18 protein-coding genes are annotated in these 23516 nt (G+C 72.9%); 10 read left to right on the top strand and 8 right to left on the bottom strand.

Annotation, left to right across the window (positions count from 1 at the left end):
* The first annotated feature begins 105 nt into the window (after positions 1-105).
* Positions 106-1101: a DNA polymerase III subunit delta gene (gene holA, locus ACIGXM_RS24180; RefSeq protein WP_396564176.1), complete on the top strand. Its 996-nt coding sequence runs from the start codon at positions 106-108 to the stop codon at positions 1099-1101.
* Positions 1102-1402: 301 nt separating this feature from the next.
* Here holA and rpsT read toward each other — a convergent pair whose 3' ends face one another.
* Together rpsT and ACIGXM_RS24170 are read right to left on the bottom strand one after the other, a co-directional pair.
* Positions 1403-1666, bottom strand: coding sequence for a 30S ribosomal protein S20 (rpsT, locus tag ACIGXM_RS24175; protein WP_396564174.1), 264 nt, complete (start codon positions 1664-1666; stop codon positions 1403-1405).
* A gap of 211 nt (positions 1667-1877) precedes the next feature.
* Positions 1878-2183 carry an antibiotic biosynthesis monooxygenase family protein gene (locus tag ACIGXM_RS24170; RefSeq protein ID WP_396564172.1) on the bottom strand — a complete coding sequence of 102 codons (306 nt, stop codon included), beginning with the start codon at positions 2181-2183 and terminating at the stop codon, positions 1878-1880.
* A 248-nt stretch (positions 2184-2431) separates the two neighbouring features.
* Between ACIGXM_RS24170 and lepA the strand changes: the two genes are divergently transcribed.
* Positions 2432-4300, top strand: coding sequence for a translation elongation factor 4 (gene lepA, locus ACIGXM_RS24165; protein WP_396564170.1), 1869 nt, complete (start codon positions 2432-2434; stop codon positions 4298-4300).
* 97 nt (positions 4301-4397) lie between these two features.
* Here lepA and ACIGXM_RS24160 read toward each other — a convergent pair whose 3' ends face one another.
* The 3 genes from ACIGXM_RS24160 to ACIGXM_RS24150 all read right to left on the bottom strand — a co-directional run bounded on the left by ACIGXM_RS24160 (position 4398) and on the right by ACIGXM_RS24150 (position 9408).
* Positions 4398-5468, bottom strand: coding sequence for an NAD(P)/FAD-dependent oxidoreductase (locus ACIGXM_RS24160; RefSeq protein ID WP_396564168.1), 1071 nt, complete (start codon positions 5466-5468; stop codon positions 4398-4400).
* 236 nt (positions 5469-5704) lie between these two features.
* The gene (locus ACIGXM_RS24155) at positions 5705-7603 is read right to left on the bottom strand and encodes an ABC transporter ATP-binding protein (RefSeq protein ID WP_396564323.1); all 1899 of its coding nucleotides are present in this window, start codon (positions 7601-7603) and stop codon (positions 5705-5707) included.
* Positions 7604-7674: 71 nt separating this feature from the next.
* On the bottom strand, positions 7675-9408 hold the full coding sequence (locus ACIGXM_RS24150) for an ABC transporter ATP-binding protein (protein WP_396564166.1): 1734 nt from the start codon (positions 9406-9408) through the stop codon (positions 7675-7677).
* Positions 9409-9611: 203 nt separating this feature from the next.
* Here ACIGXM_RS24150 and ACIGXM_RS24145 point away from each other — a divergent pair, with 203 nt between their 5' ends.
* Together ACIGXM_RS24145 and hemW are read left to right on the top strand one after the other, a co-directional pair.
* The gene (locus ACIGXM_RS24145; protein ID WP_396564164.1) at positions 9612-11525 is read left to right on the top strand and encodes an AMP-dependent synthetase/ligase; all 1914 of its coding nucleotides are present in this window, start codon (positions 9612-9614) and stop codon (positions 11523-11525) included.
* Between the two features lie 59 nt (positions 11526-11584).
* Positions 11585-12814, top strand: a complete 1230-nt coding sequence (gene hemW / locus ACIGXM_RS24140; protein WP_396564162.1) for a radical SAM family heme chaperone HemW — start codon at positions 11585-11587, stop codon at positions 12812-12814.
* 6 nt (positions 12815-12820) lie between these two features.
* Here the strand turns inward: hemW and ACIGXM_RS24135 are convergent, their stop codons facing one another.
* The 3 genes from ACIGXM_RS24135 to htpX are packed head-to-tail and all read right to left on the bottom strand — an operon-like array spanning position 12821 to position 15254.
* Positions 12821-13654, bottom strand: coding sequence for a DUF3097 domain-containing protein (locus tag ACIGXM_RS24135; protein WP_396564160.1), 834 nt, complete (start codon positions 13652-13654; stop codon positions 12821-12823).
* Positions 13655-13706: 52 nt separating this feature from the next.
* Positions 13707-14291: a hypothetical protein gene (locus tag ACIGXM_RS24130; protein ID WP_396564158.1), complete on the bottom strand. Its 585-nt coding sequence runs from the start codon at positions 14289-14291 to the stop codon at positions 13707-13709.
* Positions 14292-14324: 33 nt separating this feature from the next.
* Positions 14325-15254 carry a zinc metalloprotease HtpX gene (gene htpX / locus ACIGXM_RS24125; RefSeq protein WP_396564156.1) on the bottom strand — a complete coding sequence of 310 codons (930 nt, stop codon included), beginning with the start codon at positions 15252-15254 and terminating at the stop codon, positions 14325-14327.
* Positions 15255-15565: 311 nt separating this feature from the next.
* Between htpX and hrcA the strand changes: the two genes are divergently transcribed.
* The 6 genes from hrcA (at position 15566) to ACIGXM_RS24095 (ending at position 23509) form a co-directional block, all read left to right on the top strand.
* Positions 15566-16729, top strand: a complete 1164-nt coding sequence (gene hrcA / locus ACIGXM_RS24120; protein ID WP_396564154.1) for a heat-inducible transcriptional repressor HrcA — start codon at positions 15566-15568, stop codon at positions 16727-16729.
* 81 nt (positions 16730-16810) lie between these two features.
* The gene (dnaJ, locus tag ACIGXM_RS24115) at positions 16811-17953 is read left to right on the top strand and encodes a molecular chaperone DnaJ (RefSeq protein ID WP_396564152.1); all 1143 of its coding nucleotides are present in this window, start codon (positions 16811-16813) and stop codon (positions 17951-17953) included.
* An 85-nt stretch (positions 17954-18038) separates the two neighbouring features.
* Positions 18039-18788 (top strand): 16S rRNA (uracil(1498)-N(3))-methyltransferase, encoded by a 750-nt coding sequence (locus tag ACIGXM_RS24110; RefSeq protein ID WP_396564150.1) that lies wholly within the window; start codon positions 18039-18041, stop codon positions 18786-18788.
* Positions 18789-18864: 76 nt separating this feature from the next.
* The gene (locus ACIGXM_RS24105; RefSeq protein ID WP_396564148.1) at positions 18865-22116 is read left to right on the top strand and encodes a PDZ domain-containing protein; all 3252 of its coding nucleotides are present in this window, start codon (positions 18865-18867) and stop codon (positions 22114-22116) included.
* A 111-nt stretch (positions 22117-22227) separates the two neighbouring features.
* Complete coding sequence (locus ACIGXM_RS24100; protein ID WP_396564146.1) at positions 22228-22587, top strand: histidine triad nucleotide-binding protein; 360 nt, start codon at positions 22228-22230, stop codon at positions 22585-22587.
* A gap of 4 nt (positions 22588-22591) precedes the next feature.
* Complete coding sequence (locus ACIGXM_RS24095; protein WP_396564144.1) at positions 22592-23509, top strand: ribonuclease Z; 918 nt, start codon at positions 22592-22594, stop codon at positions 23507-23509.
* Positions 23510-23516 lie beyond the last annotated feature (7 nt).

Raw genomic sequence — 23516 nt, 5'->3', positions numbered from 1 at the left:
CGCGCGGGTGGACCCGGACGACCGCCGGCACGGCCACCGCCCCGCCCACCGTCGCCGTCACCGGTGCGTCGGAGCTGTCCGTACCCCGTGGGATGCTGGTACGCGATGGCCAGGAAGAGTGCACCCGATGACCTGCTCGCCCCGCTGACTCTCGCGGTCGGCCAGGAGGAGCTGCTGCTCGACCGCGCGGTCGCCCAGGTGGTGGCCGCGGCGAAGGCGGCCGACCCCGACACGGACGTGCGCGACCTCGCGCCCGGTGGTCTCCAGCCCGGCGGCCTGGCCGAGCTGACCACGCCGTCGCTCTTCGCCGAGCGCAAGGTGATCGTCGTCCGGGCGGCCCAGGACCTGAGCGCGGACTCGGTCAAGGAGGTCAAGGCCTACCTCGACTCCCCGGCCGAGGAAGTGATCATGGTCTTGGTGCACGCCGGGGGCGCCAAGGGCAAGGGCCTGCTCGACGCGGCCCGCAAGGCCGGCGCGCGCGAGGTCGCCTGCGCCAAGCTGACCAAGGCGAGCGAGCGGATCGCGTTCGTCCGCGGGGAGTTCAAGACGCTGGGCCGGTCCGCCAGCCCGGAGGCCTGTCAGGCGCTGCTGGACGCCCTCGGCGGTGACCTCCGCGAGCTGGCCGCCGCGTGCAGCCAGCTGGTGTCGGACGTCGAGGGCACGATCGACGAGCGGGTGGTCGCGCGCTACTACAGCGGCCGGGCCGAGGCGACCGGCTTCGAGGTGGCCGACCTCGCGGTGACCGGCCGCGCGGCCGACGCCCTGGAGCGGCTGCGCTGGGCGCTCGCGGTCGGCCAGCCGCCGACCGGCATCACCTACGCGCTGGCCTCCGGCGTGCGCAGCATCGGCCGGCTCGCCACCGCGGGCCGCTCGATGCGTCCGGCCGACCTGGCCCGCGAGCTGGGCATGCCGCCCTGGAAGGTGGACCGGGTCCGTCAGCAGATGCGTGGCTGGACGCCGGACGCCGTGGCGACCGCGCTGACCGCGATCGCCCAGGCCGACGCGGCCGTCAAGGGCGGCTCCGACGACCCGGCGTACGCGCTGGAGCGCGCCGTGGTCGCGGTCGCCCGTGCCGCCCGCGCGGGCGCCCGCCAGTACTGACCGGCGGCGGCCCCGCTCGGGCCGGGGCTGCCCCGGCGGTGTCCCCGCGGAGCGCGGTACCCCCCCGAACGCCGACAGGCGCCGCGGCCGTCCCGGGGAAGGGGACGAGCCACGGCGCCTGCCGTTCGAGCTGCTGCACCGCACCCGCGTGGCGAACGCAGGCCGCGTGCGGTACGTGATCGTGCACCTCGGGGGCTCCGGGTAGAGGGCCGGTCCTTCCCGAGGGGTGGTTCAGGGTGCTGCCTCCGAGTGCCTCCTCGCGCGGCGAGGCGGTCGCTCAGCGGTCGAGCGGAGGAAGACCTCAGGCGGCCTTGATGACCTGCTTGGTGATCGCCGACTTCTTGTTGGCGGCCTGGTTCTTGTGGATGATGCCCTTGCTCACGGCCTTGTCGAGGGCCTTGGAGGCCTCGCGGGCCAGCACGGTGGCCTTCTCGGTCTCACCGGCGGCAGCGGCCTCACGGGCCTTGCGCAGAGCGGTCTTCAGCGAGGACTTGACGGCCTTGTTGCGCAGGCGCGCCTTCTCGTTGGTCTTGTTGCGCTTGATCTGGGACTTGATGTTCGCCACGAAGGAGCCTCAGTCTTTGTCTGTGCGGTTCACGGGTACCTCCCGCCGGAGGCCGGGGGAGGGGGTGCACGCGGCGCTCCGGACCAGCTGAGAGGGCATGCCGAAGCGAGGTGCAGCGCCCTACGCTACCAGGGCTCCCGTCCGCCACCCAAACCGCCTGCCGCGCTCGCGCGCGACGCCCGCCAGCGCGGCCACGTGCTCGCCAGCGCGGTCACGCGCTCGCCAGCGGCTCGCCGTAGTGCTCGACCTCCGGGAACGGCGCGTAGAAGTGGTGCAGCAGTTCCCGCCACCGCCGGTACTCGGGCGAGTGGCGGAACCCCTCGGTGTGGTCGGCCACCGTCTCCCACTCCACCTGCAGCAGGAAGCGACCGCCGCGCCCCTCGTTCAGGCAGCGTCGCAGCCGCAGCGAGTGGAACCCGCGCTGCCCCGCGATCAGCGGCTTGGCCTCGGCGAAGGCCGCGAGGAACTCCTCCTCGCGGCCGGGCAGGACATCGAGCAGCGCGCTCTCCAGGATCATGCCCGCATCCTAGGAGCGAGCGCGAGCGCCCCCGCGGGGACCGCACGGGAGGACCGCACGAGGGGGCCGGACAACGGCACCGCACAAGCTGGACGGCGCGGCGCGGCGCGCTCGTGGGAAGATGGTCACAGCCATATCGATCGGACGAGACCGTCCGGTCCCCGGGAAGCGGCTCCCACCGTTCCTGCTCTCGCAGCGGAAGAGGGGGCGAGCACCCGGCCCCCGGACCAACGGAGAATCGGACCAAGGTGCCCGCGACCCCCACGAACGTGCCAGAGCCCAGCCGTACCGACCCGGCGCTGATCCGCAACTTCTGCATCATCGCCCACATCGACCACGGCAAGTCGACGCTCGCCGACCGGATGCTGCAGATCACCGGCGTCGTCGATCCCCGGCAGATGCGTGCCCAGTACCTCGACCGGATGGACATCGAGCGCGAGCGCGGCATCACCATCAAGTCGCAGGCGGTCCGCCTCCCGTGGGCCCCGAAGACCGGTGAGCACGCGGGGACGACCCACATCCTCAACATGATCGACACGCCCGGCCACGTGGACTTCACCTACGAGGTCTCCCGCTCCCTCGCCGCGTGCGAGGGCACCGTCCTGGTGGTGGACGCGGCCCAGGGCATCGAGGCGCAGACCCTCGCCAACCTCTACCTGGCGCTGGAGAACGACCTCACGATCATCCCGGTCCTGAACAAGATCGACCTGCCGGCCGCCCAGCCGGAGAAGTACGCGGCCGAGATCGCCCACATCATCGGCTGCGACCCGGACGACGTGCTCAAGGTCAGTGCCAAGACCGGCCTCGGCGTCGAGGACCTGCTCGACCACGTGGTCGCCAAGATCCCCGCCCCGGTCGGCGTCAAGGACGCCCCGGCCCGCGCGATGATCTTCGACTCGGTCTACGACTCCTACCGCGGCGTGGTCACCTACGTCCGGGTGGTCGACGGCCAGCTCACCAAGCGCGAGCGGATCGCGATGATGTCCACCGGCGCCACCCACGAGCTGCTGGAGATCGGCGTCATCTCGCCGGAGCCCAAGGTCTCCCAGGGCCTCGGCGTCGGCGAGGTGGGCTACATCATCACCGGTGTGAAGGACGTCCGGCAGTCCCGCGTCGGTGACACCATCACCTCGATGAACAAGGGCGCCACCGAGCCGCTGGGCGGCTACAAGGACCCGCGTCCGATGGTGTTCTCCGGCCTCTACCCGCTGGACGGCTCCGACTACCCGCTGCTCCGCGACGCGCTGGACAAGCTGCGCCTCAACGACGCCGCGCTGGTCTACGAGCCGGAGACCTCGGTCGCGCTCGGCTTCGGCTACCGCTGCGGCTTCCTCGGCCTGCTCCACCTGGAGATCATCCGGGAGCGCCTGGAGCGCGAGTTCAACCTCGACCTGATCTCCACCGCCCCGAACGTGATCTACCGGGTGGTCATGGAGGACGGCAGCGAGCACACCGTCACCAACCCGAGCGAGTTCCCCACCGGCAAGATCGCCGAGGTCTTCGAGCCGGTGGTGCGCGGCACCATCCTCGCGCCCAACGAGTTCGTCGGCGCGATCATGGAGCTCTGCCAGTCCCGCCGCGGCAGCCTGCAGGGCATGGACTACCTCTCCGAGGACCGGGTCGAGCTGCGCTACACCCTGCCGCTCGCCGAGATCGTCTTCGACTTCTTCGACCAGCTGAAGTCCAAGACCCGTGGCTACGCCTCGCTGGACTACGAGCCCATCGGCGAGCAGAGCGCCAACCTGGTGAAGGTGGACATCCTGCTGCACGGCGACGCGGTGGACGCCTTCTCCGCGATCGTGCACAAGGACAAGGCCTACAACTACGGCGTGATGATGGCCGGCAAGCTGCAGAAGCTGATCCCGCGCCAGCAGTTCGAGGTGCCGATCCAGGCCGCCATCGGCTCGCGGGTGATCGCCCGTGAGACGGTCCGCGCGATCCGCAAGGACGTCCTCGCCAAGTGCTACGGCGGTGACATCTCCCGGAAGCGCAAGCTGCTGGAGAAGCAGAAGGAGGGCAAGAAGCGGATGAAGATGGTCGGCCGGGTGGAGGTCCCGCAGGAGGCCTTCATCGCCGCGCTGTCGACGGACGCGGAAGCTCCGAAGGACAAGAAGTAGTACCCACCGGAACGGGCCGAGGGCCCCGGGGCAGCCGCAGCCGCCCCGGGGCCCTCGGGTTGTCCGTCCGTATCCTCCGTGCCCCGGACTGCTCCGTTCAGCGCAGCGTGCGGGCGACGTACGAGAGGATGGCCGCCTTCGTCAGCCGTCCGGCACCGCCGGTGAGCACGCTGGGCCGCATCGAGTCGTCGCCGTGGGTCAGCTGCGTCAGCCCGTCCCGGCGGCCCAGGCTCAGGCACTGGCCGGTGTAGCGGAACGCGAACGGCCGGTCGGTCCGGCCGGCCAGCACCCGGCCGAGGTACTGGCCCATCGGCAGGGCGGTCGCGCAGCCCATCCGCAGCGTGCCGGTGCCGGGCACGGTGACCGCGGCCGCGTCGCCGGCCACCAGGACCTCCGGGTGGGAGACCGACCGCAGGTGCCCGTCCACCAGGGCACGTCCGTCGGCGGCGACCGCCAGCCCGGCCTCGGTGGCCAGCGCCGGTGGCTCCATCGAGGCCGCCCAGGCCACCACGGCGGCCGGGATCGGCCCGGCCGTGGTGCGCAGCCCGTCCGGGCCGACCTCGGTCACTCTGGCCTGTGTGTGTACACGCACCCCGAGCCGGTCCAGGGTCCGCAGGACGTGCGCCCGCCCCCTGTCCGAGAGCCAGCCGCCGACCTGCCCGGCCGCGACGATCCGCACCCGCCGCTCGGGGAACGCCTCGGCGAGCTCGGTCGCCAGCTCGATCCCGGTCGACCCGCCGCCGACCACCGCCACCGAGCCCGTCCGGTCCGCACCGCGCAGCCGGTCGCGCAGCTCGGCCGCCCGTTCCATCGGGTAGGCGTGCTCGGCGGCGCCGGGGACGCCGTGCCAGGCGGTCCGGCTGCCCAGCGCGTACACCAGGGTGTCGTAGCCGACCGCCTGGCCGGAGTCCAGGAAGACCTTGCGGCCGGCCAGGTCCAGCCTGGTCACCCGGGCCGGCAGGTGGGTCACCCGCCGGCCGCGCAGCAGCCCCTCGATGGTCGGCCGCTGTTCGGGGTGGCCGGCGGCGGTCTCGTGCTGGCGGATCCGCTGCAGGAAGCGGGTCTCCGGGGCGACCAGGGCCACCGGGTGCCGCCGGCCCGCACCGCCGGCCGCGGTCAGTCCCGCGTAGCCCGCTCCGACCACCACGATCTGCTGTTCCTCGGTCATGTCGTCCTCACTCCGTGCGCCGTGGGCGTGTTCGAAGTGGGGACCGGGCAGCCGGCCGGGACGTGACAGTGACTCCGGTCACATCGGACTCCGGTCACATCGCCGGAGGGCGGGTCATCAGAGGCGGCATCAGCAGAGGGCAGCTCACCGGGCGGAAGGACAGGCGGGCGGATACGCCAACGGCCGGGCGCGGGAGGTCGGACCGGCCGACCCTCCGCACCCGGCCGCTGGACGGGTCAGTCCGTCTCCGCGACGGCCTGGGCGAACTGAGCCTGGTAGAGCCGCGCGTAGGCGCCCTCCGAGGCGATCAGGTCGTCGTGCGTGCCCTGCTCGACGATCGAGCCGTTCTCCATCACCAGGATCACGTCGGCGTCCCGGATGGTGGAGAGCCGGTGGGCGATCACGAAGCTTGTCCGGCCGGTGCGCAGGGTGGCCATCGCCCGCTGGATCAGCACCTCGGTCCGGGTGTCGACCGAGCTGGTCGCCTCGTCCAGCACCAGGATGCTGGGCTGGGCGAGGAACGCCCGGGCGATGGTGACCAGCTGCTTCTCGCCCGCGCTGACCCCGGTGCCCTCGTCGTCGATCACCGTGTCGTAGCCGTCCGGCAGGGTGCGCACGAAGCGGTCCACGTGCGCCGCCTTGGCCGCCTCGATCACCTGTTCGCGGGTGGCGTTCTCGGAGCCGTAGGCGATGTTCTCGGCGATGCTGCCGCCGAACAGCCAGGTGTCCTGGAGCACCATGCCGATCCCGGAGCGCAGCTCCTCGCGCGACATCGCCGCGATGTCCACCCCGTCCAGGGTGATCCGGCCGCCGGTGACCTCGTAGAACCGCATCAGCAGGTTGACCAGGGTGGTCTTGCCGGCGCCGGTCGGGCCGACGATCGCCACCGTGTTCCCCGGCTCGACCTTCAGCGAGAGGCCCTCGATCAGCGGCTTCTCCGGCTCGTAGCGGAACGCCACGTCCTCGAAGGCGACCAGCCCGCGCAGCTCGGCCGGCCGCTCGGGCCGCTCCGGCTCGGCGGACTGCTCCTCGGCGTCCAGCAGCTCGAAGACCCGCTCCGCCGAGGCGACGCCGGACTGCACCAGGTTGGCCATCGAGGCCACCTGGGTGAGCGGCTGGCTGAACTGCCGGGAGTACTGGATGAAGGCCTGCACGTCACCGATGGACAGCGCGCCGCTGGCCACCCGCAGACCGCCGACCACCGCGACCGCCACGTAGTTCAGGTTGCCGATGAACATCATCGCGGGCTGGATGATGCCCGAGATGAACTGGGCCTTGAACGACGAGGCGTAGAGCGCCTCGTTCTGCTGGCGGAAGATCTCGGCGGCCTCGCGCTGCCGGCCGAAGACCTTGACCAGCGCGTGGCCGGTGTACATCTCCTCGATGTGCCCGTTCAGCGCGCCGGTGGTCTTCCACTGGGCACTGAACTGCGGCTGCGCCTTCTTGCCGACCCGGGTCGCGACGACCACCGAGAGCGGCACCGAGACCAGCGCGATCAGCGCCAGCAGCCAGGAGATCCAGAACATCATCACCAGCACGCCGATGATGGTGAGCAACGAGTTCACCACCTGGCCCATGGTCTGCTGCATGGACTGGCCGATGTTGTCGATGTCGTTGGTGACCCGGCTGAGCACCTCGCCGCGCGGCTGCTTGTCGAAGTAGCTCAACGGCAGTCGGGAGAGCTTGGCGTCGACGTCGGTGCGCAGCCGGTTGACGGTCCGGTTGATCGCCCCGGCGGCGAGCCGGCCCTGCAGGGTGGCGAAGCCGGCCGAGGCCAGGTAGATCACCAGCACCCAGAGCAGCACGCTGCCGATGGCGTTGAAGTCGATGCCGTGGCCGGGGGTGAAGTGCACGGAGCCGAGCACGTCGGCGATGCCGCCCTTGCCCTGCGCCCGCAGATTCTGGATCACCTGGGCCTGGGTCAGGCCGGCCGGCATCTCGCGGCCCACCACGCCGGCGAAGATCAGGTCGGTCGCGTTGCCGAGGACCTTGGGCCCGATCACGGCGCAGCCCACGCTGAGCGTGCCCAGCCCGAACACCCCGGCCAAGGCCGCCCGCTCCGGGCGCAGTCGGTTGAGCAGCCGGTTGGCGGAGCCCTTGAAGTCCATCGACTTCTCGGTCCCCTGGCCGCCCATGAAGCGGCCCGGGCCGGCCGGGCCGCGGCGGGCGGCCGCCTCCTGCGAGCCGCCGGACTTCTTCGGGGTGGTCACGCCGCCTCCTGCTCGGTGAGCTGGGAGAGCACGATCTCCCGGTACGTCGGGTTGTCGGCCATCAGCTCGTGGTGCGTTCCGCTGCCGACCACGGACCCCTCGTCCAGCACCAGGATCCGGTCGGCGTCCCGGATGGTGCTCACCCGCTGCGCGACGATCACCACGGTGGCGTCCGCGGTCTCCCGGGCCAGCGCCTTGCGCAGCCGCGCGTCGGTGGCGTAGTCGAGGGCCGAGAAGGAGTCGTCGAAGAGGTAGATCTGCGGCTTGCGGACCAGTGCCCGGGCGATCGCGAGGCGCTGCCGCTGGCCGCCGGAGACGTTGCTGCCGCCCTGCGCGATCGGGGCCTCCAGGCCACCCTCCAGGCGCGACACGAAGTCCTTCGCCTGGGCGGTCTCCAGCGCGTGCCAGAGCTCCTCGTCGGTGGCGTCGGGCCGGCCATAGCGCAGGTTGCTGGCCACCGTGCCGGAGAACAGGTACGGCTTCTGCGGCACCAGGCCGACCGACTCGGCCAGCTTGGCCGGGTCGAGCTCGCGCACGTTCACGCCGTTGACCAGGACCTCGCCGTCGGTGGCGTCGAACAGCCGCGGTATCAGCCCGAGCAGGGTGCTCTTGCCGCTGCCGGTGCTGCCGATCACGGCGGTGGTCTCGCCGGGCCGGGCGGCGATGTCGATCCCGCGCAGCACCGGGGCCTCGGCGCCCGGGTAGCGGAACTCGACGCCGCGCAGGTCCAGGTGGCCGTGCGCCCGCAGTTCGGTGACCGGCGCGTGCGGCGGGACGACGCTGGACTCGGTGTCCAGCACCTCCACGATGCGCTCGGCGCACACCTCGGCGCGCGGCACCATCATGAACATGAAGGTGGCCATCATGACGCTCATCAGGATCTGCATCAGGTAGGACAGGAAGGCGGTCAGCGCGCCGACCTGCATCCCACCGCTGTCGATCCGGTGCGCGCCGAACCAGAGCACGGCGACGCTGGAGCAGTTCACCACCAGCATCACGGTCGGGAACATCAGCGCCAGCAGCTGGCCGACCCGCAGCGAGGTGCCGGTCAGGTCGGTGTTGGCGGTGTCGAACCGGCGCTGCTCGTGGCCGTCCTTGACGAAGGCCCGGATCACCCGGATCCCGCTGATCTGCTCGCGCAGGATGCGGTTGACAGTGTCGATCTTGGTCTGCATGCTACGGAACTGCGGGCGCAGCTGGCGGATCAGCAGCGTCACCAGGACACCGAGCAGCGGCACCGCGACGATCAGCAGCGAGGAGAGCTCGACGTCCTGGTTGAGCGCCATGATGATGCCGCCCACGCACATGATCGGTGCGGCGACCATGAGCGTGAACGTCATCAGGACCAGCATCTGCACCTGCTGGACGTCATTGGTGGTGCGGGTGATCAGCGAGGGCGCGCCGAACCGGCCGAGCTCCCTCGAGGAGAAGCTCTGCACCCGGTCGAAGACCGAGGTGCGGATGTCCCGGCCGAGCGCCATCGCGGTGCGCGCGCCGAAGAAGACGGCGCCGATCGAGCAGAGCGCCTGGACCAGGGTGACCCCGATCATCACCCCGCCGGTCCGCAGGATGTACGAGGTGTCGCCCTTGACCACGCCGTTGTCGATGATGTCGGCGTTGAGCGTGGGCAGGTAGAGCGCGGCGATGGTGGAGACGAGCTGGAGCAGTACCAGCAGTGAGATGGGTTTGGAGTAGGGCCCCAAGTGGGCCCTGAGGAGTCGGATGAGCACTCGGAAACTCTCGTTGTCGGCAGGAGGTGTGCGCAAGCTCATTCTGAGTGAACCTCTTGCGCCGGTGGTCTTACGCCGGTGGCCCGATAACCCCTAGGCTGTCGTCAGCCCTTGTTACCAGCGAGTTAACAAGTCTGTCGGGCGGACCACCCCCACACCCGCTCGGCTTCCACCCTCGGCCACCTGGTCCCCCGGAGGTCTCGTTGAGTTCAGCGCAGTCCCTGATCGGTACTGACACGATCGCCGGGCGCCCGGCCTCAGTAGCGCATCTGTTCTTCAGCAGGGTAGAGGCCACCCCTGACAATGAGGCGTACCGGTACCCGGTCCCGGTCGACGAGCACGCCGCCGACGGCGCCCCGGGCGCCGAGCAGTGGCGGTCGATGACCTGGGCGCAGACGGCGGTCCGGGTGCGGAACATCGCGGCCGGCCTGATGGCGCTGGGCGTGGAGGCCGAGGACCGGGTCGCCATCGCCTCCTCGACCCGGATCGAGTGGATCCTCGCCGACCTCGGCAACATGTGCGCCGGCGCGGCCACCACGACCGTCTACCCGAGCACCAACGCCGACGAGACCGCCTTCATCCTCGGCAACTCCGGCAGCAAGGTGCTCTTCGCGGAGAACGCCAAGCAGCTCGACAAGGCGATCGCCGAGCGCGACCGGCTGCCGGCCCTGGCGCACGTCGTGCTGTTCGACGCGCCGGCCGAGCGGCCCGCGGCAGCCGGTCTGGAGGTGCTCACCCTGGCCGAGCTGGAGGAGCGCGGCGCCGGCCACCTCAAGGAGCACCCGGAGGCGGTGGAGCGCGCGGTCGAGGCGCTCGACCGCGAGCAGCTGGCCACCCTGATCTACACCTCCGGCACCACCGGCCGGCCCAAGGGCGTCCGGCTGGTGCACGACTGCTGGGCCTACGAGGGGGTGGCCCAGCAGGAGAGCGGGATGCTGCGCTCGGACGACGTGCAGTTCATGTGGCTGCCGCTGTCGCACGTGTTCGGCAAGACCCTGATCTGCGGCCAGATCGCCACCGGCCACGTGATGGCGGTGGACGGTCGGGTGGACCGGATCATCCACAACCTGCCGGTGGTCCGCCCCACCCTGATGGCCTCCGCGCCGCGGATCTTCGAGAAGGTCTACAACGGCATCGCCGGCAAGGCCCGGACGGAGGGCGGCGCCAAGTACAAGATCTTCCTCTGGGCGGCGAAGGTGGCCCGGCAGCACGCCCGGGTCAGCCAGGAGAACCGGATCGCCACCGGCCGGGACAGCGTGCCGTTCGGGCTCGGACTCCAGCACACCATCGCCGACAAGCTGGTCTACGCCAAGATCCGGGCCGCGTTCGGCGGCCGGCTGCGCGGCTCGGTCTCCGGCAGCGCCGCGCTGGCGCCGGAGATCGGCTACTTCTTCCTCGGGGCCGGGGTGCCGATCCTGGAGGGCTACGGGCTCACCGAGACCAGCGCCGGTTCCGCGGTCAACCCGGCCGAGGACGTCCGGATCGGCACGGTCGGCGTGCCGCTGCCGGGCACCGAGGTGCGGATCGCCGAGGACGGCGAGATCCTGCTGCGCGGACCGGGCGTGATGCGCGGCTACCACGAGCTGCCGGAGCAGACCGCCGAGGTGCTGGAGTCGGACGGTTGGTTCCACACCGGCGACGTCGGCGAGCTCACCGAGGGCGGCTACCTGCGGATCACCGACCGCAAGAAGGACATGTTCAAGACCTCCGGCGGCAAGTACGTGGCGCCCAGCGAGGTCGAGGGCAAGTTCAAGGCGCTCTGCCCGTTCGTCAGCAACATCCTGGTGATCGGCAACGGCCGCAACTACTGCACCGCGCTGATCTCGCTGGACGAGACGGCGATCATGCCCTGGGCGACCGAGAAGGGGGTGCCGGGCAGGACGTACGCGGAGGTCTGCGCGACGCCCGAGGTGCGCACCCTGATCGAGGGCTACGTGCAGCGGCTCAACGGTGAGCTGCAGCGCTGGCAGACGATCAAGAAGTTCACCCTGCTCCCGCGCGACCTGGACGTCGAGCACGGCGAGCTGACCCCGAGCCTCAAGATCAAGCGGCCGGTGGTCGAGCGCACCTACGCCGACGCGGTCACCGAGATGTACGCGGGCGCCAACGAGGCCTGAGCCCCGCCCGTTCCGGTACGGCCGGCCGAGTCCGCCCGGTCGTACCGGACAATGGGGGCATGCCCTCCGCACTCCCCGACGGCGAACCCGTGCCGTCCGACGGCTCGCTGCCCGCCCACGCCCTGGCCGGAATCGGCGAGCGCCCGTTCGGTTTCTACCTCCACGTGCCGTACTGCGCGACCCGCTGCGGGTACTGCGACTTCAACACCTACACCGCCACCGAGCTGCGCTCCTCGGGCGCGGTGGCCTCGCAGGAGACCTACGCGCAGAACCTGGTCGCCGAGATCCGGCTGGCCCGCCGGGTGCTGGGCGAGGCCGAGCTCCCGGTCCGCACGGTCTTCCTCGGCGGCGGCACGCCCACCCTGCTGCCGGCCCGTGACCTGGTCTCCGCGCTGACGGCGATCCGCGACGAGTTCAGCCTGGCGCCGGACGCCGAGGTGACCACCGAGGCCAACCCGGAGTCGGTCGACCCGGCGTACCTGGCAGAGTTGCGCGAGGGCGGCTTCAACCGGATCTCGTTCGGCATGCAGAGCGCCCGCCCGCACGTGCTCGCGCTGCTGGACCGGCACCACACCCCCGGCCGGCCGGAGGCCTGCGTCGCCGAGGCCCGCGCTGCCGGCTTCGAGCACGTCAACCTGGACCTGATCTACGGCACGCCGGGGGAGTCCGACGACGACTGGCGGGCCTCGCTGGACGCCGCGATCGGCGCCGGCCCGGACCACGTCTCCGCCTACTCGCTGATCGTCGAGGACGGCACCAGGCTGGCCGCCCGGATCAGGCGCGGCGAGCTGCCGATGGTCGACGACGACGTGCACGCCGACCGCTACCTGATCGCCGAGCAGGCGCTCGCGGCGGCCGGCTACGCCTGGTACGAGGTCTCCAACTGGGCCACCACGCCGGCGGGCCGCTGCCGGCACAACGAGCTCTACTGGACCGGCGCCGACTGGTGGGGCGCCGGGCCGGGCGCACATAGTCACGTCGGGGGCGTGCGATGGTGGAACGCCAAGCACCCCGCGGCCTACGCGCAGGCGCTCGCCGAGGGCCGCACGCCGGGGCTGGGGCGCGAGGTGCTGGCCGCCGAGGACCGCCGGGTGGAGCGGATCCTGCTGGAGCTGCGACTGGTCGAGGGCTGCCCGCTCGACCTGCTCGCCCCGGCCGGCCGCAAGGCCGCCGAGCAGGCCCTGGCGGACGGTCTGCTGGCCGCCGAGGCCTTCGCGGCCGGCCGGGCCGCGCTGACCCTGCGCGGCCGGCTGCTCGCCGACGCCGTCGTTCGCGACCTGGTCGACTGACCGCGCTCAGCTGCCCGGCTGGGTGACGAAGTCGATCAACTCCTCCACCTTGCCCAGCAGCTCGGGCTCCAGGTCGCGGAAGGAGTTCACCGAGGAGAGGATCCGCTTCCAGGCGGCCGGGGTGTCCACCGGCCAGCCCAGCCGCCGGCAGATCCCCTCCTTCCACGACTCGCCGTGCGGTACCCGCGGCCAGCTGGCGATGCCCACGCTGGCCGGTTTGACCGCCTCCCACACGTCGACGAACGGGTGGCCGACCACGAGCACCGCCTCGCCGGTCACCGCCGCGGCGATCCGCTGCTCCTTGGTGCCGGGCAGCAGGTGGTCGACCAGCACGCCGAGCCGCCGCCCGCCGCCCGGGGCGAAGTCGGCGACGATGGCCGGCAGGTCGTCGATCCCCTCCAGGTACTCCACCACGACGCCCTCGATCCGCAGGTCGTCGCCCCAGACCCGCTCGACCAGCTCGGCGTCGTGCCGTCCCTCGACGTAGATCCGCGACTCGCGGGCCACCCGGGCCCGGGCGCCCGGCACCGCCAGCGAGCCGGAGGCGGTGCGGGCCGGGCGGTGCGGGCCCGGTGCGGCCCAGCCGGGCCGCACCAGGGTCACCAGCTGGCCGTCCAGCAGGAAGCCGCGCGGTACCAGCGGGAAGACCCGGTGCTTGCCGAACCGGTCCTCCAGGGTGACGGTCACCCCCTCGGCGGTCTTCTCGCAGCGCACCACCGCGCCGCAGAAGCCGGTGGCCGCCTCCTCCACCACGAGGTCGCGCTCGGCGGCCACCTCCGGCGCGGGCCGCTGCCGCTTCCAGGGCGGGGTGAGGTCGGGTCCGTACTGAGTGCTCCGCATAACCAGCGACTATAGGCAGCCTGACGCCCACTCCGGCCCGCCCGGCGCCGGCTCACAGACCCGGCGCGCCCCAGACCGGGAACCAGCGGCTGAGGTCGGACTCCACCCGCAGGTCGTTCCCCAGCATCGCCTTCACCTGCAGCTCCAGCGGGCTGTTGCGGCGCTCCCCGCCGCCCGGCATCGGGGCGAAGGGGTAGAACGTGCCGCGCTTGTACAGGTACACCAGCGCCAGCGACTGCCCGGCCTCGTTGCGGAAGCCCACCAGCGAGCAGAGCAGCTGCGGCCCGAAGCCGTTCGCCTCCAGCTCGCTGTTGACCGCGTGCAGGTCGTTGACCAGCTCCGGCAGCTCCTCCGGGGCGTGCCGGGCGAGCAGCCAGGAGTACCCGTAGTCGTCCTGGCTGGCCTCGACCGGCACCCCGCCCGAGGCGGTGTCGGCGTCCAGCAGCGCCCGCACCTGCCGCTCCACCTCGCCGAACGCCCCGCCCTCGACGGCGGCGAAGCAGACCGAGCCGCGCCCGGTCGGTTTGAAGCCGGCGGCGGCCTCCAGGGTCAGGGCCGCGGACGGCACGCCGAAGAGCTGGTCGAGGTCCGGCCGGACCGGCTTGCTCCGGCCGAGCAGCGCATCCAGGAAACCCACGGTCGTTCCTTCCTCAGGTCGGTCTCAGGGGGCTCAGCGTCCCAGCTCGGCCGAGATCTTGGCCAGCTGCTCCAGCCGCTGTTCCAGGCTCGGGTGAGTGGACATCAGCTGGCTGGCCGCCTCCCGGGCGTTCAGCGCGGGGGCGAAGTAGAAGGCGTTGTACGGCTGCGCCTTGCGCAGGTCCTGGGTCGGAATCGCGGCGATCTGGCCGGTCACCTTGGTGAGCGCCGAGGCCAGCGCGCTGGGCCGGCCGGTGAGCTGGGCGGCGGCCCGGTCGGCGGCCAGCTCGCGGTAGCGGGAGAGCAGCCGGGTGAGCAGGAAGCTGATCGCGTAGACCACCATCGACACCAGCGGGATGAGGATCATCGCGATCGCGGCGGAGTTGTCGTTGTTGTTGTTCCGGTTGTTGCCGCCGCTCATCATCCCGCTGTAGAGCGCGATCCGGGTGATCGCACCGGCCAGCACGCCGAGGAAGCCGGCCACCGTCATCACCGCGACGTCCCGGTGGGCGACGTGCGACAACTCGTGGGCGAGCACGCCCTCCAGCTCCTCCGGCTCCAGCCGGCGCAGCAGGCCGGTGGTGACGCAGACCACCGAGTTCTGCGGGTTGCGGCCGGTGGCGAAGGCGTTGGGCATGTCGTTGTTGGCGACCGCGACCCGGGGCTTGGGCATGTCGGCCAGCGCGCAGAGCCGGTCAATGGTGCCGTGCAGCTGCGGGTACTGCTCGGGGGTGACCTCGTGGGCGCCCATGGCCCGCTCGGTGATCTTGTCACTGAACCAGAACTGCGCCACGAACAGCCCGCCGGCGAGCAGCACCACGAGTGGCCAGGCCCCCCGCAGCAGCACGATCAGCACCCCGGTGAAACCGACGTACAGCAGCCCGATCAGGAACATGGTGGTGACCATCCGCCCGGTCAGACCACGGTCGGGCGCGAAGCGGGTGTGGGGGCCAGACGCCGACATGGTTGCTCCTCAGATCTTTCCGTCTAGAAACGCTATCGATGCTGCCACTTCGTCCGGTCGCAGGCACCACCCCTGCCGGGGCTTCCGCGCTCGCGCGTCGCGCCCGGTCCGGGCCCCGCCACGGGGCGGGCGCACCGGCCGGACGCGACGTGATCCGCGTGGCATCCCGGGCCAGGGCGTTCCTGCTGTCGGACCCGGGCCTTACACTGGCAGGTACCGTTCTGGCACTCTGCTGAGCAGAGTGCCAAAGCGATCAACCGACACCGCAAGGCCTGGCACCAGGACAACGCGCGAAGAGGGAGGTGCGTGCCATGTTCGACGAACCCGAGTCCGGCTCCCGACCGACCGGGCGCGAGTCGGCGTCCGACGGCCCGTCGGCCGCGAGGGCCGCACGTCCGTCCGGCGCCAGGCCCCCGATCACCCCGCGCGGGCTGGTCGAGTCGCACGGCGACATCCGTCCGCTGGACGAGCGCAAGCTCGCCGTGCTGCGGGCCATTGTGCAGGACTACGTGGGCACCGAGGAGCCGGTCGGCTCCAAGGCCCTGGTGGAGCGGCACAACCTGGGCGTCTCCCCGGCCACGGTCCGCAACGACATGGCCACGCTGGAGGAGGACGGCTACATCCAGCAGCCGCACACCAGCGCGGGCCGGATCCCGACCGACAAGGGCTACCGGCTCTTCGTCGACCGGCTGGCCGAGGTCAAGCCGATGAGCGCGCCCGAGCGCCGGGCGATCCGGCACTTCCTGGACGGCGCGGTGGACCTCGACGACGTGGTGGCCCGCACCGTCCGGCTGCTCGCCCAGCTGACCCGTCAGGTCGCGGTGGTGCAGTACCCGTCGCTGAGCCGGTCCACGGTCCGGCACGTCGAGCTGGTGCTGATCGCCCCGACCAAGGTGATGCTGGTGCTGATCACCAACACCGGCCGGGTCGAGCAGCGGGTCGTCGACTGCCCGGGCCCGGTCCGCGAGACCACCCTGGCCGACCTGCGGACCCGGCTGAACGCCCGGGCCGCCGGCTGCCGCTTCCCGGACGTGCCGGCGCTGGTCGAGGACCTCCCGGCCTCCTTCGAACCGGCCGACCGGCCGACCGTCACCACCGTGCTCTCGACCCTCTTCGAGTCCCTGGTGGAGCAGAACGAGGAGCGGATCATGCTGGCCGGCACCGCCAACCTGACCAGGTTCGGCCACGACTTCCCGCTGACCATCCAGCCGGTGCTGGAGGCCCTGGAGGAGCAGGTCGTCCTGCTCCGTCTGCTGGGTGAGACGGCGGACGCCGGGATGACCGTCCGGATCGGCCGGGAGAACGACTACGAGGGTCTGAATTCCACCTCCATCGTCTCGGTCGGTTACGGTTCGGGCGACGAGAGCGTGGCGAAACTGGGTGTGATCGGCCCGACCCGGATGGACTATCCGGGCACAATGGGGGCGGTGCGAGCGGTGGCACGGTACGTGGGCCAGATCCTGGCCGAGTCGTAGAGAAGCACCCACCTGCCGGACCCGGCAGGTGGCCGAGACCAGTCGCAAGCACTTCTACAGGCGGAACAAGCGGAGCATTTGGTGGCCACGGACTACTACGCGGTACTCGGCGTCCGACGGGATGCGGGGCAGGACGAGATCAAGAAGGCGTTCCGGCGCCTCGCACGCGAACTGCACCCGGACGTCAACCCGGACCCGAAGACGCAGGAGCGGTTCAAGGAGATCAACGCCGCCTACGAGGTGCTCTCCGACCCCGCCAAGCGGCAGGTCTACGACCTCGGCGGCGACCCGCTCTCGCCGAACGGCGGGGGCGGCGCGGGCGGCTTCGGCGCCGGCGCGGCCGGCTTCGGCTTCTCCGACATCATGGACGCCTTCTTCGGCGCCGCCTCGGGCCAGCGCGGCCCGCGCTCGCGCACCCGGCGCGGCCAGGACGCCATGATCCGGCTGGAGATCACCCTGGAGGAGGCCGCCTTCGGCACCACCAAGGAACTCCAGGTCGACACCGCGGTCACCTGCACCACCTGCAGCGGCGAGGGCGCGGCCCCCGGCACCTCCGCGCAGACCTGTGACATGTGCCGCGGCAAGGGCGAGGTCTCCCAGGTCACCCGGTCCTTCCTGGGCCAGGTCATGACCTCCCGCCCCTGCCCGCAGTGCCAGGGCTTCGGCACGGTCGTGCCGACCCCGTGCCCCGAGTGCGCCGGCGACGGCCGGGTGCGCGCCCGCCGCACGCTCACCGTCAAGATCCCGGCCGGGGTCGACAACGGCACCCGGATCCAGCTGGCCGGCGAGGGCGAGGTCGGCCCCGGCGGCGGCCCGGCCGGCGACCTCTACGTCGAGATCGCCGAGACCAACCACGCGGTCTTCCAGCGCCGCGGCGACGACCTGCACTGCACGGTGACCATCCCGATGACCGCCGCGGCGCTCGGCACCCAGGTGCCGCTGCAGACCCTGGACGGTCTGGAGGAGGTCGACATCCGGCCCGGCACCCAGTCCGGCCAGTCGATCCCGCTGCACGGGCGGGGCGTCACCCACCTGCGCGGCGGCGGCCGGGGCGACCTGATAGTGCATGTCGAGGTGCAGACGCCCACCAAGCTCGACACCGAGCAGGAGGAGCTGCTGCGCCGGCTCGCGGTGATGCGCGGCGAGGAGCGGCCCTCCGGCCACTTCGCGCCCGGCCAGCAGGGGCTGTTCTCGCGCCTGAAGGACGCGTTCAACGGCCGCTGAACCGCTTGACCGGGGTGGCCGGCCGACCCGTCGTCGGCCGGCCACTCCGGCTTCTCACCCAGAGAACCCACTTCCAGGAACGCCCATGACCGCGCCCGTCTTCGTCGTCGACACCGCCCGGCTCGCCGCCGCGACCCCCGGCACGGTGGTCCGGCTGGACGGCGCCGAGGGCCGGCACGCCGCCGCCGTCAAGCGGCTGACCACCGGCGAGGCGGTCACCCTGACCGACGGCCTGGGCCTCGGCGGGGACGGTACGGTCAGCGCGGTGCACGGCAAGGACGCGCTGGACGTCACGCTCGACGAGCTGCGCGCGGAGCCCGGGCCGAGCCCCCGGATCGTCGTCGTGCAGGCGCTGCCCAAGGGCGACCGGGGCGAGCTGGCGGTGGAGACCATGACCGAGGTCGGGGTGGACGTGGTGATCCCGTGGTCGGCCTCCCGCTGCATCACCCAGTGGAAGGGCGACCGCGGCGCGAAGGCACTGGCCAAGTGGCGGTCCACCGCCCGCGAGGCGGGCAAGCAGGCGCGCCGGCTGCGCTTCCCCGAGGTGCGCGAGCCGATGACCACCCGGCAGCTCGGCCCGCTGCTGGCCGCGGCGGCCTTCGCCGCGGTGCTGCACGAGGAGGGCGCCGAGCCGCTGGCCACCGCCGAGCTGCCCGGCAGCGGCGACCTGGTGCTGGTGGTCGGGCCGGAGGGCGGGGTCGCCCCCGAGGAGCTGGCCGCCTTCGCCGAGGCGGGCGCCCGGCCGTACCGGCTGGGCCCGTCCGTGCTGCGCACCTCCACCGCGGGGGTGGCCGCCGGCGCGCTGCTGCTGGGTCGCACCGGCCGCTGGTCCTGAGCCCGAGCCGCCCCACCCGTCGTTCGCTGTCAAAGAAAGCCCTCCGGGCCGCGGCCGTCGCGCATACCCTGACGCCGTGACGGAACCCGTGAGCACCTCCGCCGGCGCCTACCTGCGCCACCCGCACCTCCACGGCGACCTGCTGGCCTTCGTCGCCGAGGACGACGTCTGGCTCGCCCCCCTCGACGGCGGCCGGGCCTGGCGGGTGACCGCCGACCGCTTCCCGGTCGCCCACCCGCGCTTCTCGCCGGACGGCCGCCGGCTCGCCTGGACCTCGTACCGGGACGGCTCGGCCGAGGTGTACACCGCGCCGGTGGACGGCGGCCCGGCCGAGCGGCTGACCCACTGGGGCTCCGGCGGCCAGGGCCTGGTGCGCGGTTGGACCCCGCAGGGCGAGCCGGTGGCGATCACCTCCGCCGGGCAGGCCACTTCCCGCCGGACCTGGGCCCACGCCGTCCCGCTGGACGGCGGCGAGCCGCGCCGGCTGCCGTACGGGCCGGTCGGCGGGCTGGCCTTCGAGCCCGACGGCGACCGCGTGCTGCTGCTCTCCGCCTTCAGCCGGGAGCCCGCGCACTGGAAGCGCTACCGCGGTGGCACCGCCGGGAAGCTCTGGATCGGCAGCCCGGGCGGGGGAGGGTTCGTCCGCCTGCACGCCGAGCTGGACGGCAACCTGGACTCCCCGCTCTGGCTCGGCAACGGGCCCCACCGAGGAGCGAGGATCGCCTTCCTCTCCGACCACGAGGGCACCGGCCGGCTCTACTCCAGCCTCCCCGACGGCTCCGACCTGCGCGCCCATGCGCGGGCGGACGGCTTCTACGCCCGCAACGCCGCCACCGACGGCACCCGGGTGGTCTGGCACAGCGCCGGCGACCTCTGGATCCTGGACGACCTCGACGCCGCGACCCCGCGCCGGCTGGACGTCCGGCTCGGCGGCCCGCGCACCGGCCGCCGCCCGTACCCGGTGGCCGCCGCCGGCCGGCTGGAGACGGTCAGCCCGGACCGCACCGGCCGGGCCGCCGCCGTGGTGGTCCGCGGCACCGCGCACTGGCTGACCCACCGGGAGGGCCCGGCCCGGGTGCTGGACGAGACCCCGGGCACCCGGTCCCGGCTCGCCCGGGTGGTGCCGCCGACCGGCGAGGGCACGGCGCAGGGCGCGCTCTGGGTCACCGACGCGGCCGGCGAAGACGCCCTGGAGTACGCCCCGGACGCGCTGGGCCCCGAGCGTCGGCGGCTGGCCGCCGGGCGGCTCGGCCGGGTGCTCGGGCTGACCGTCTCGCCGGACGGCAAGCGGGCCGCGGTGGCCGCGCACGACGGCCGGGTGCTGCTGGTCACGCTCTCCGACGGCGCCGTGCGGGAGCTGGCCCGCAGCGCGGACGGCGAGGTCAGCGGGCTGGTCTTCGCGCCGGACTCGGCCTGGCTGGCCTGGTCGCAGCCGGCGTTGAGCCCCTGGTCGCTGCGGCAGATCATGCTCGCCGACCTCACCGGGGGCACCGTCAGCGAGGCGACCCCCCAGCGCTTCGTGGACACCTCGCCGGTCTTCACCGCCGACGGCAGGCACCTGGCCTTCCTGTCGGTGCGCAACTTCGACCCGGTCTACGACGCGCACACCTTCGACCTCGGGTTCCCCGGCGGTGCCCGCCCGTACCTGGTCACCCTGGCGGCGGACACCCCGTCGCCGTTCGGGCCGCAGCGGGCCGGGCGGCCGGCCGAGGGCGAGGACCGCGAGGAGAAGGCCGCCGACGGTGAGGAGGCGGTGGTCACCACCACCGTCGACCTGCCCGGCCTGGCGGACCGGATCGTTCCGTTCCCGGTCGAGGCCGGCCGGTTCGGCAGCCTGCGCGCGGCCCGGGACGGCGTGCTCTGGACCAGGCTGCCGCTCCTCGGCGAGCTGGGCGACGAGGCCGCCTCGCTGGACGACGAGCGGCCCGGCCCGGTGCTGGAGCGCTTCGACCTGCGCAAGCTGCGGCTGGAGCAGCTCACCGACAGCGTCGACACCTTCGCGGTCAGCGGCGACGGCAGCCGGCTCGCCGTGCTGGACGGCGCCGAGCTGCGGATCGTCCCCGCGGACCGCAAGCCCGGCGAGGACGACGAGACCCGGGTCGACCTGGAACGGCTGCGGGTCACCGTCGATCCGGCGGCCGAGTGGCGGCAGATGTTCGACGAGAACGGCCGGCTGATGCGGGACAACTTCTGGCGGGCCGATCTGGACGGGGTCGACTGGGCCGGCGTGCTGGACCGCTACCGCCCGCTGGTCGACCGGCTCGGCTCGCACCACGACCTGGTGGACCTGCTCTGGGAGGTGGTCGGCGAGCTGGGCACCTCGCACGCCTACGTCTCCCCACCCGGCTGGGGCGCCGAGCCGGGCCGCCGGCAGGGGCTGCTCGGCGCGGACCTGGTCCGGGACGGCGGGGAGTGGCGGATCGCCCGGGTGCTGCCCGGTGAGTCCTCCGACCCGCGGGCCCGCTCGCCGCTGTCCGCGCCGGGCGTCGCGGTCCGGGCCGGGGACGCGCTGCTCGCGGTCGACGGCCGCCCGGTCGACCCGGTCCGCGGACCGGCTCCGCTGCTGGCCGGCACCGCGGGTCGGCCGGTCGAGCTGGCGGTCCGCGGCGCGGACGGCACGGTCCGCCACCCGGTGGTGGTCCCGCTGGCCGACGAGGAGGCGCTGCGCTACCACGACTGGGTGGCCGGCCGGCGCGCCGAGGTCCGCGAGCGCTCCGGCGGACGGCTCGGCTACCTGCACGTGCCGGACATGCTGAGCGCCGGCTGGGCCCAGCTCCACCGCGACCTGCGGGTGGAGATGGCCAAGGAGGGGGTGCTGGTCGACCTGCGGGAGAACCGTGGCGGCCACACCTCGCAGCTGATCGTCGAGAAGCTGGCCCGCCGGGTGGTCGGCTGGGGCCTGGCCCGCGACGTGGCCACCCCCGAGGTCTACCCGGCGGACGCCCCGCGCGGCCCGGTGGTGGCGCTGGCCAACGAGTTCTCCGGCTCGGACGGCGACATCGTCAACGCCGCGATCCAGGCGCTCGGGATCGGCCCGGTGGTCGGCACCCGGACCTGGGGCGGCGTGATCGGCATCGACTCGCGCTACAGCCTGGTCGACGGCACCGGCGTCACCCAGCCCAAGTACGCGACCTGGATCGAGGGTTACGGCTGGGGCGTGGAGAACCACGGAGTCGACCCGGACGTCGAGGTGCCGATCGGGCCGCACCACTGGGCGGCAGGGGAGGACCCGCAGCTGGTCGAGGCGGTCCGGATCGCGCTGGCCGCGCTGGCCGAGCGGCCGGCCAAGGCGGCACCGCCGCTCCCGCCGCCGGGCCCGCGGCGCTGAGCCCGCCGGCCGGCGCCCGGCGGTCCGCCCGCGAGCGGACCGCCGGGCGCCGTCGGGTAGTTTGGCGGCACGTCACACCCCTTGCCCGTCACCCCTCCTGGAGCCCGACCGATGGCCGACCTGCCCGACCCCGACTGCATCTTCTGCAAGATCGTCACGCGGGACATCCCGGCGACCGTGGTCCGCGAGACCGACCGCACGCTGGCCTTCCGCGACATCAACCCGCAGGCCCCGACGCACGTCCTGGTGGTCCCCAAGGCGCACTACCCGAACGCCGCCACGCTGGCCGCCGCCGACCCGGAGCTGGCCGCCGCGCTGCTGACCGAGGCGGCCGAGGTGGCGGCCGACGAGAAGATCGCCGAGTCGGGCTACCGGCTGATCTTCAACACCGGCGCGGCCGCCGGCCAGACCGTCTACCACGCGCACGTGCACGTGCTCGGAGGCCAGGCCTTCCACGAGGGCCTGGTCTGATCCGGTGACGCAGCGCGAACTCGTCGTCCTCGGTACGGCCAGCCAGGTGCCCACCCGGCACCGCAACCACAACGGCTACCTGCTGCGCTGGGAAGGCGAGGGGGTGCTCTTCGACCCGGGGGAGGGCACCCAGCGGCAGATGCTGCACGCGGGCGTCTCGGCCACCGACCTGACCCGGATCTGCGTCACGCACTTCCACGGCGACCACAGCCTGGGCCTGGCTGGCGTGATCCAGCGGATCAACCTGGACCGGGTGCCGCACCCGGTGCACGCCTACTACCCGGCTTCCGGGCAGGCCTACTTCGACCGGCTGCGGCAGGCCACCGCGTTCCACGAGACGGCCGAGCTGCGCCCGCACCCGGTCGCCGGGCCCGGCCCGCTGGAGGCCGCCGGCGCGCCGTTCGCGCTGGAGGCGGTGCGGCTCTCGCACCCGGTGGAGTCCTTCGGCTACCGGCTGACCGAGCCGGACGGCCGCCGGCTGCTGCCCGAGCGGTTGGCCGCGCTCGGGCTGCGCGGCCCGGCGGTCGGCCGGCTGCAGCGCGAGGGCCGGCTGGAGCTGGCCGGCCGGACGGTCACCCTGGACGAGGTCAGCGAGCCCCGGCGCGGCCAGCGGTTCGCCTTCGTGATGGACACCCGGCTGTGCGACGGGGTGGCGGCGCTGGCCGAGGGCGCCGACCTGCTGGTGGTCGAGGCGACCTTCCTGGCGGCCGAGGCCCACCTGGCCGAGGAGCACGGCCACCTCACGGCCGGCCAGGCCGCCCGGGCCGCCGCCGCGGCAGGGGTGCGGACCCTGGTGCTCACCCACTTCTCGCAGCGCTATCCGGACCTGGCCGGGCACCTGGCCGAGGCTCGGGCGGAGTTCGACGGTGAACTGGTGCTGGCCGAGGATCTGGCCCGGATCCCGCTGCCGCCCCGGCGCTGACCGGACC

It is taken from the genome of Kitasatospora sp. NPDC052896 (assembly GCF_044547075.1).
GTDB lineage: Bacteria > Actinomycetota > Actinomycetes > Streptomycetales > Streptomycetaceae > Kitasatospora.
Note: the sequence above shows the minus strand (reverse complement) of the source record. Positions and strands in the feature narration are given on the sequence as shown.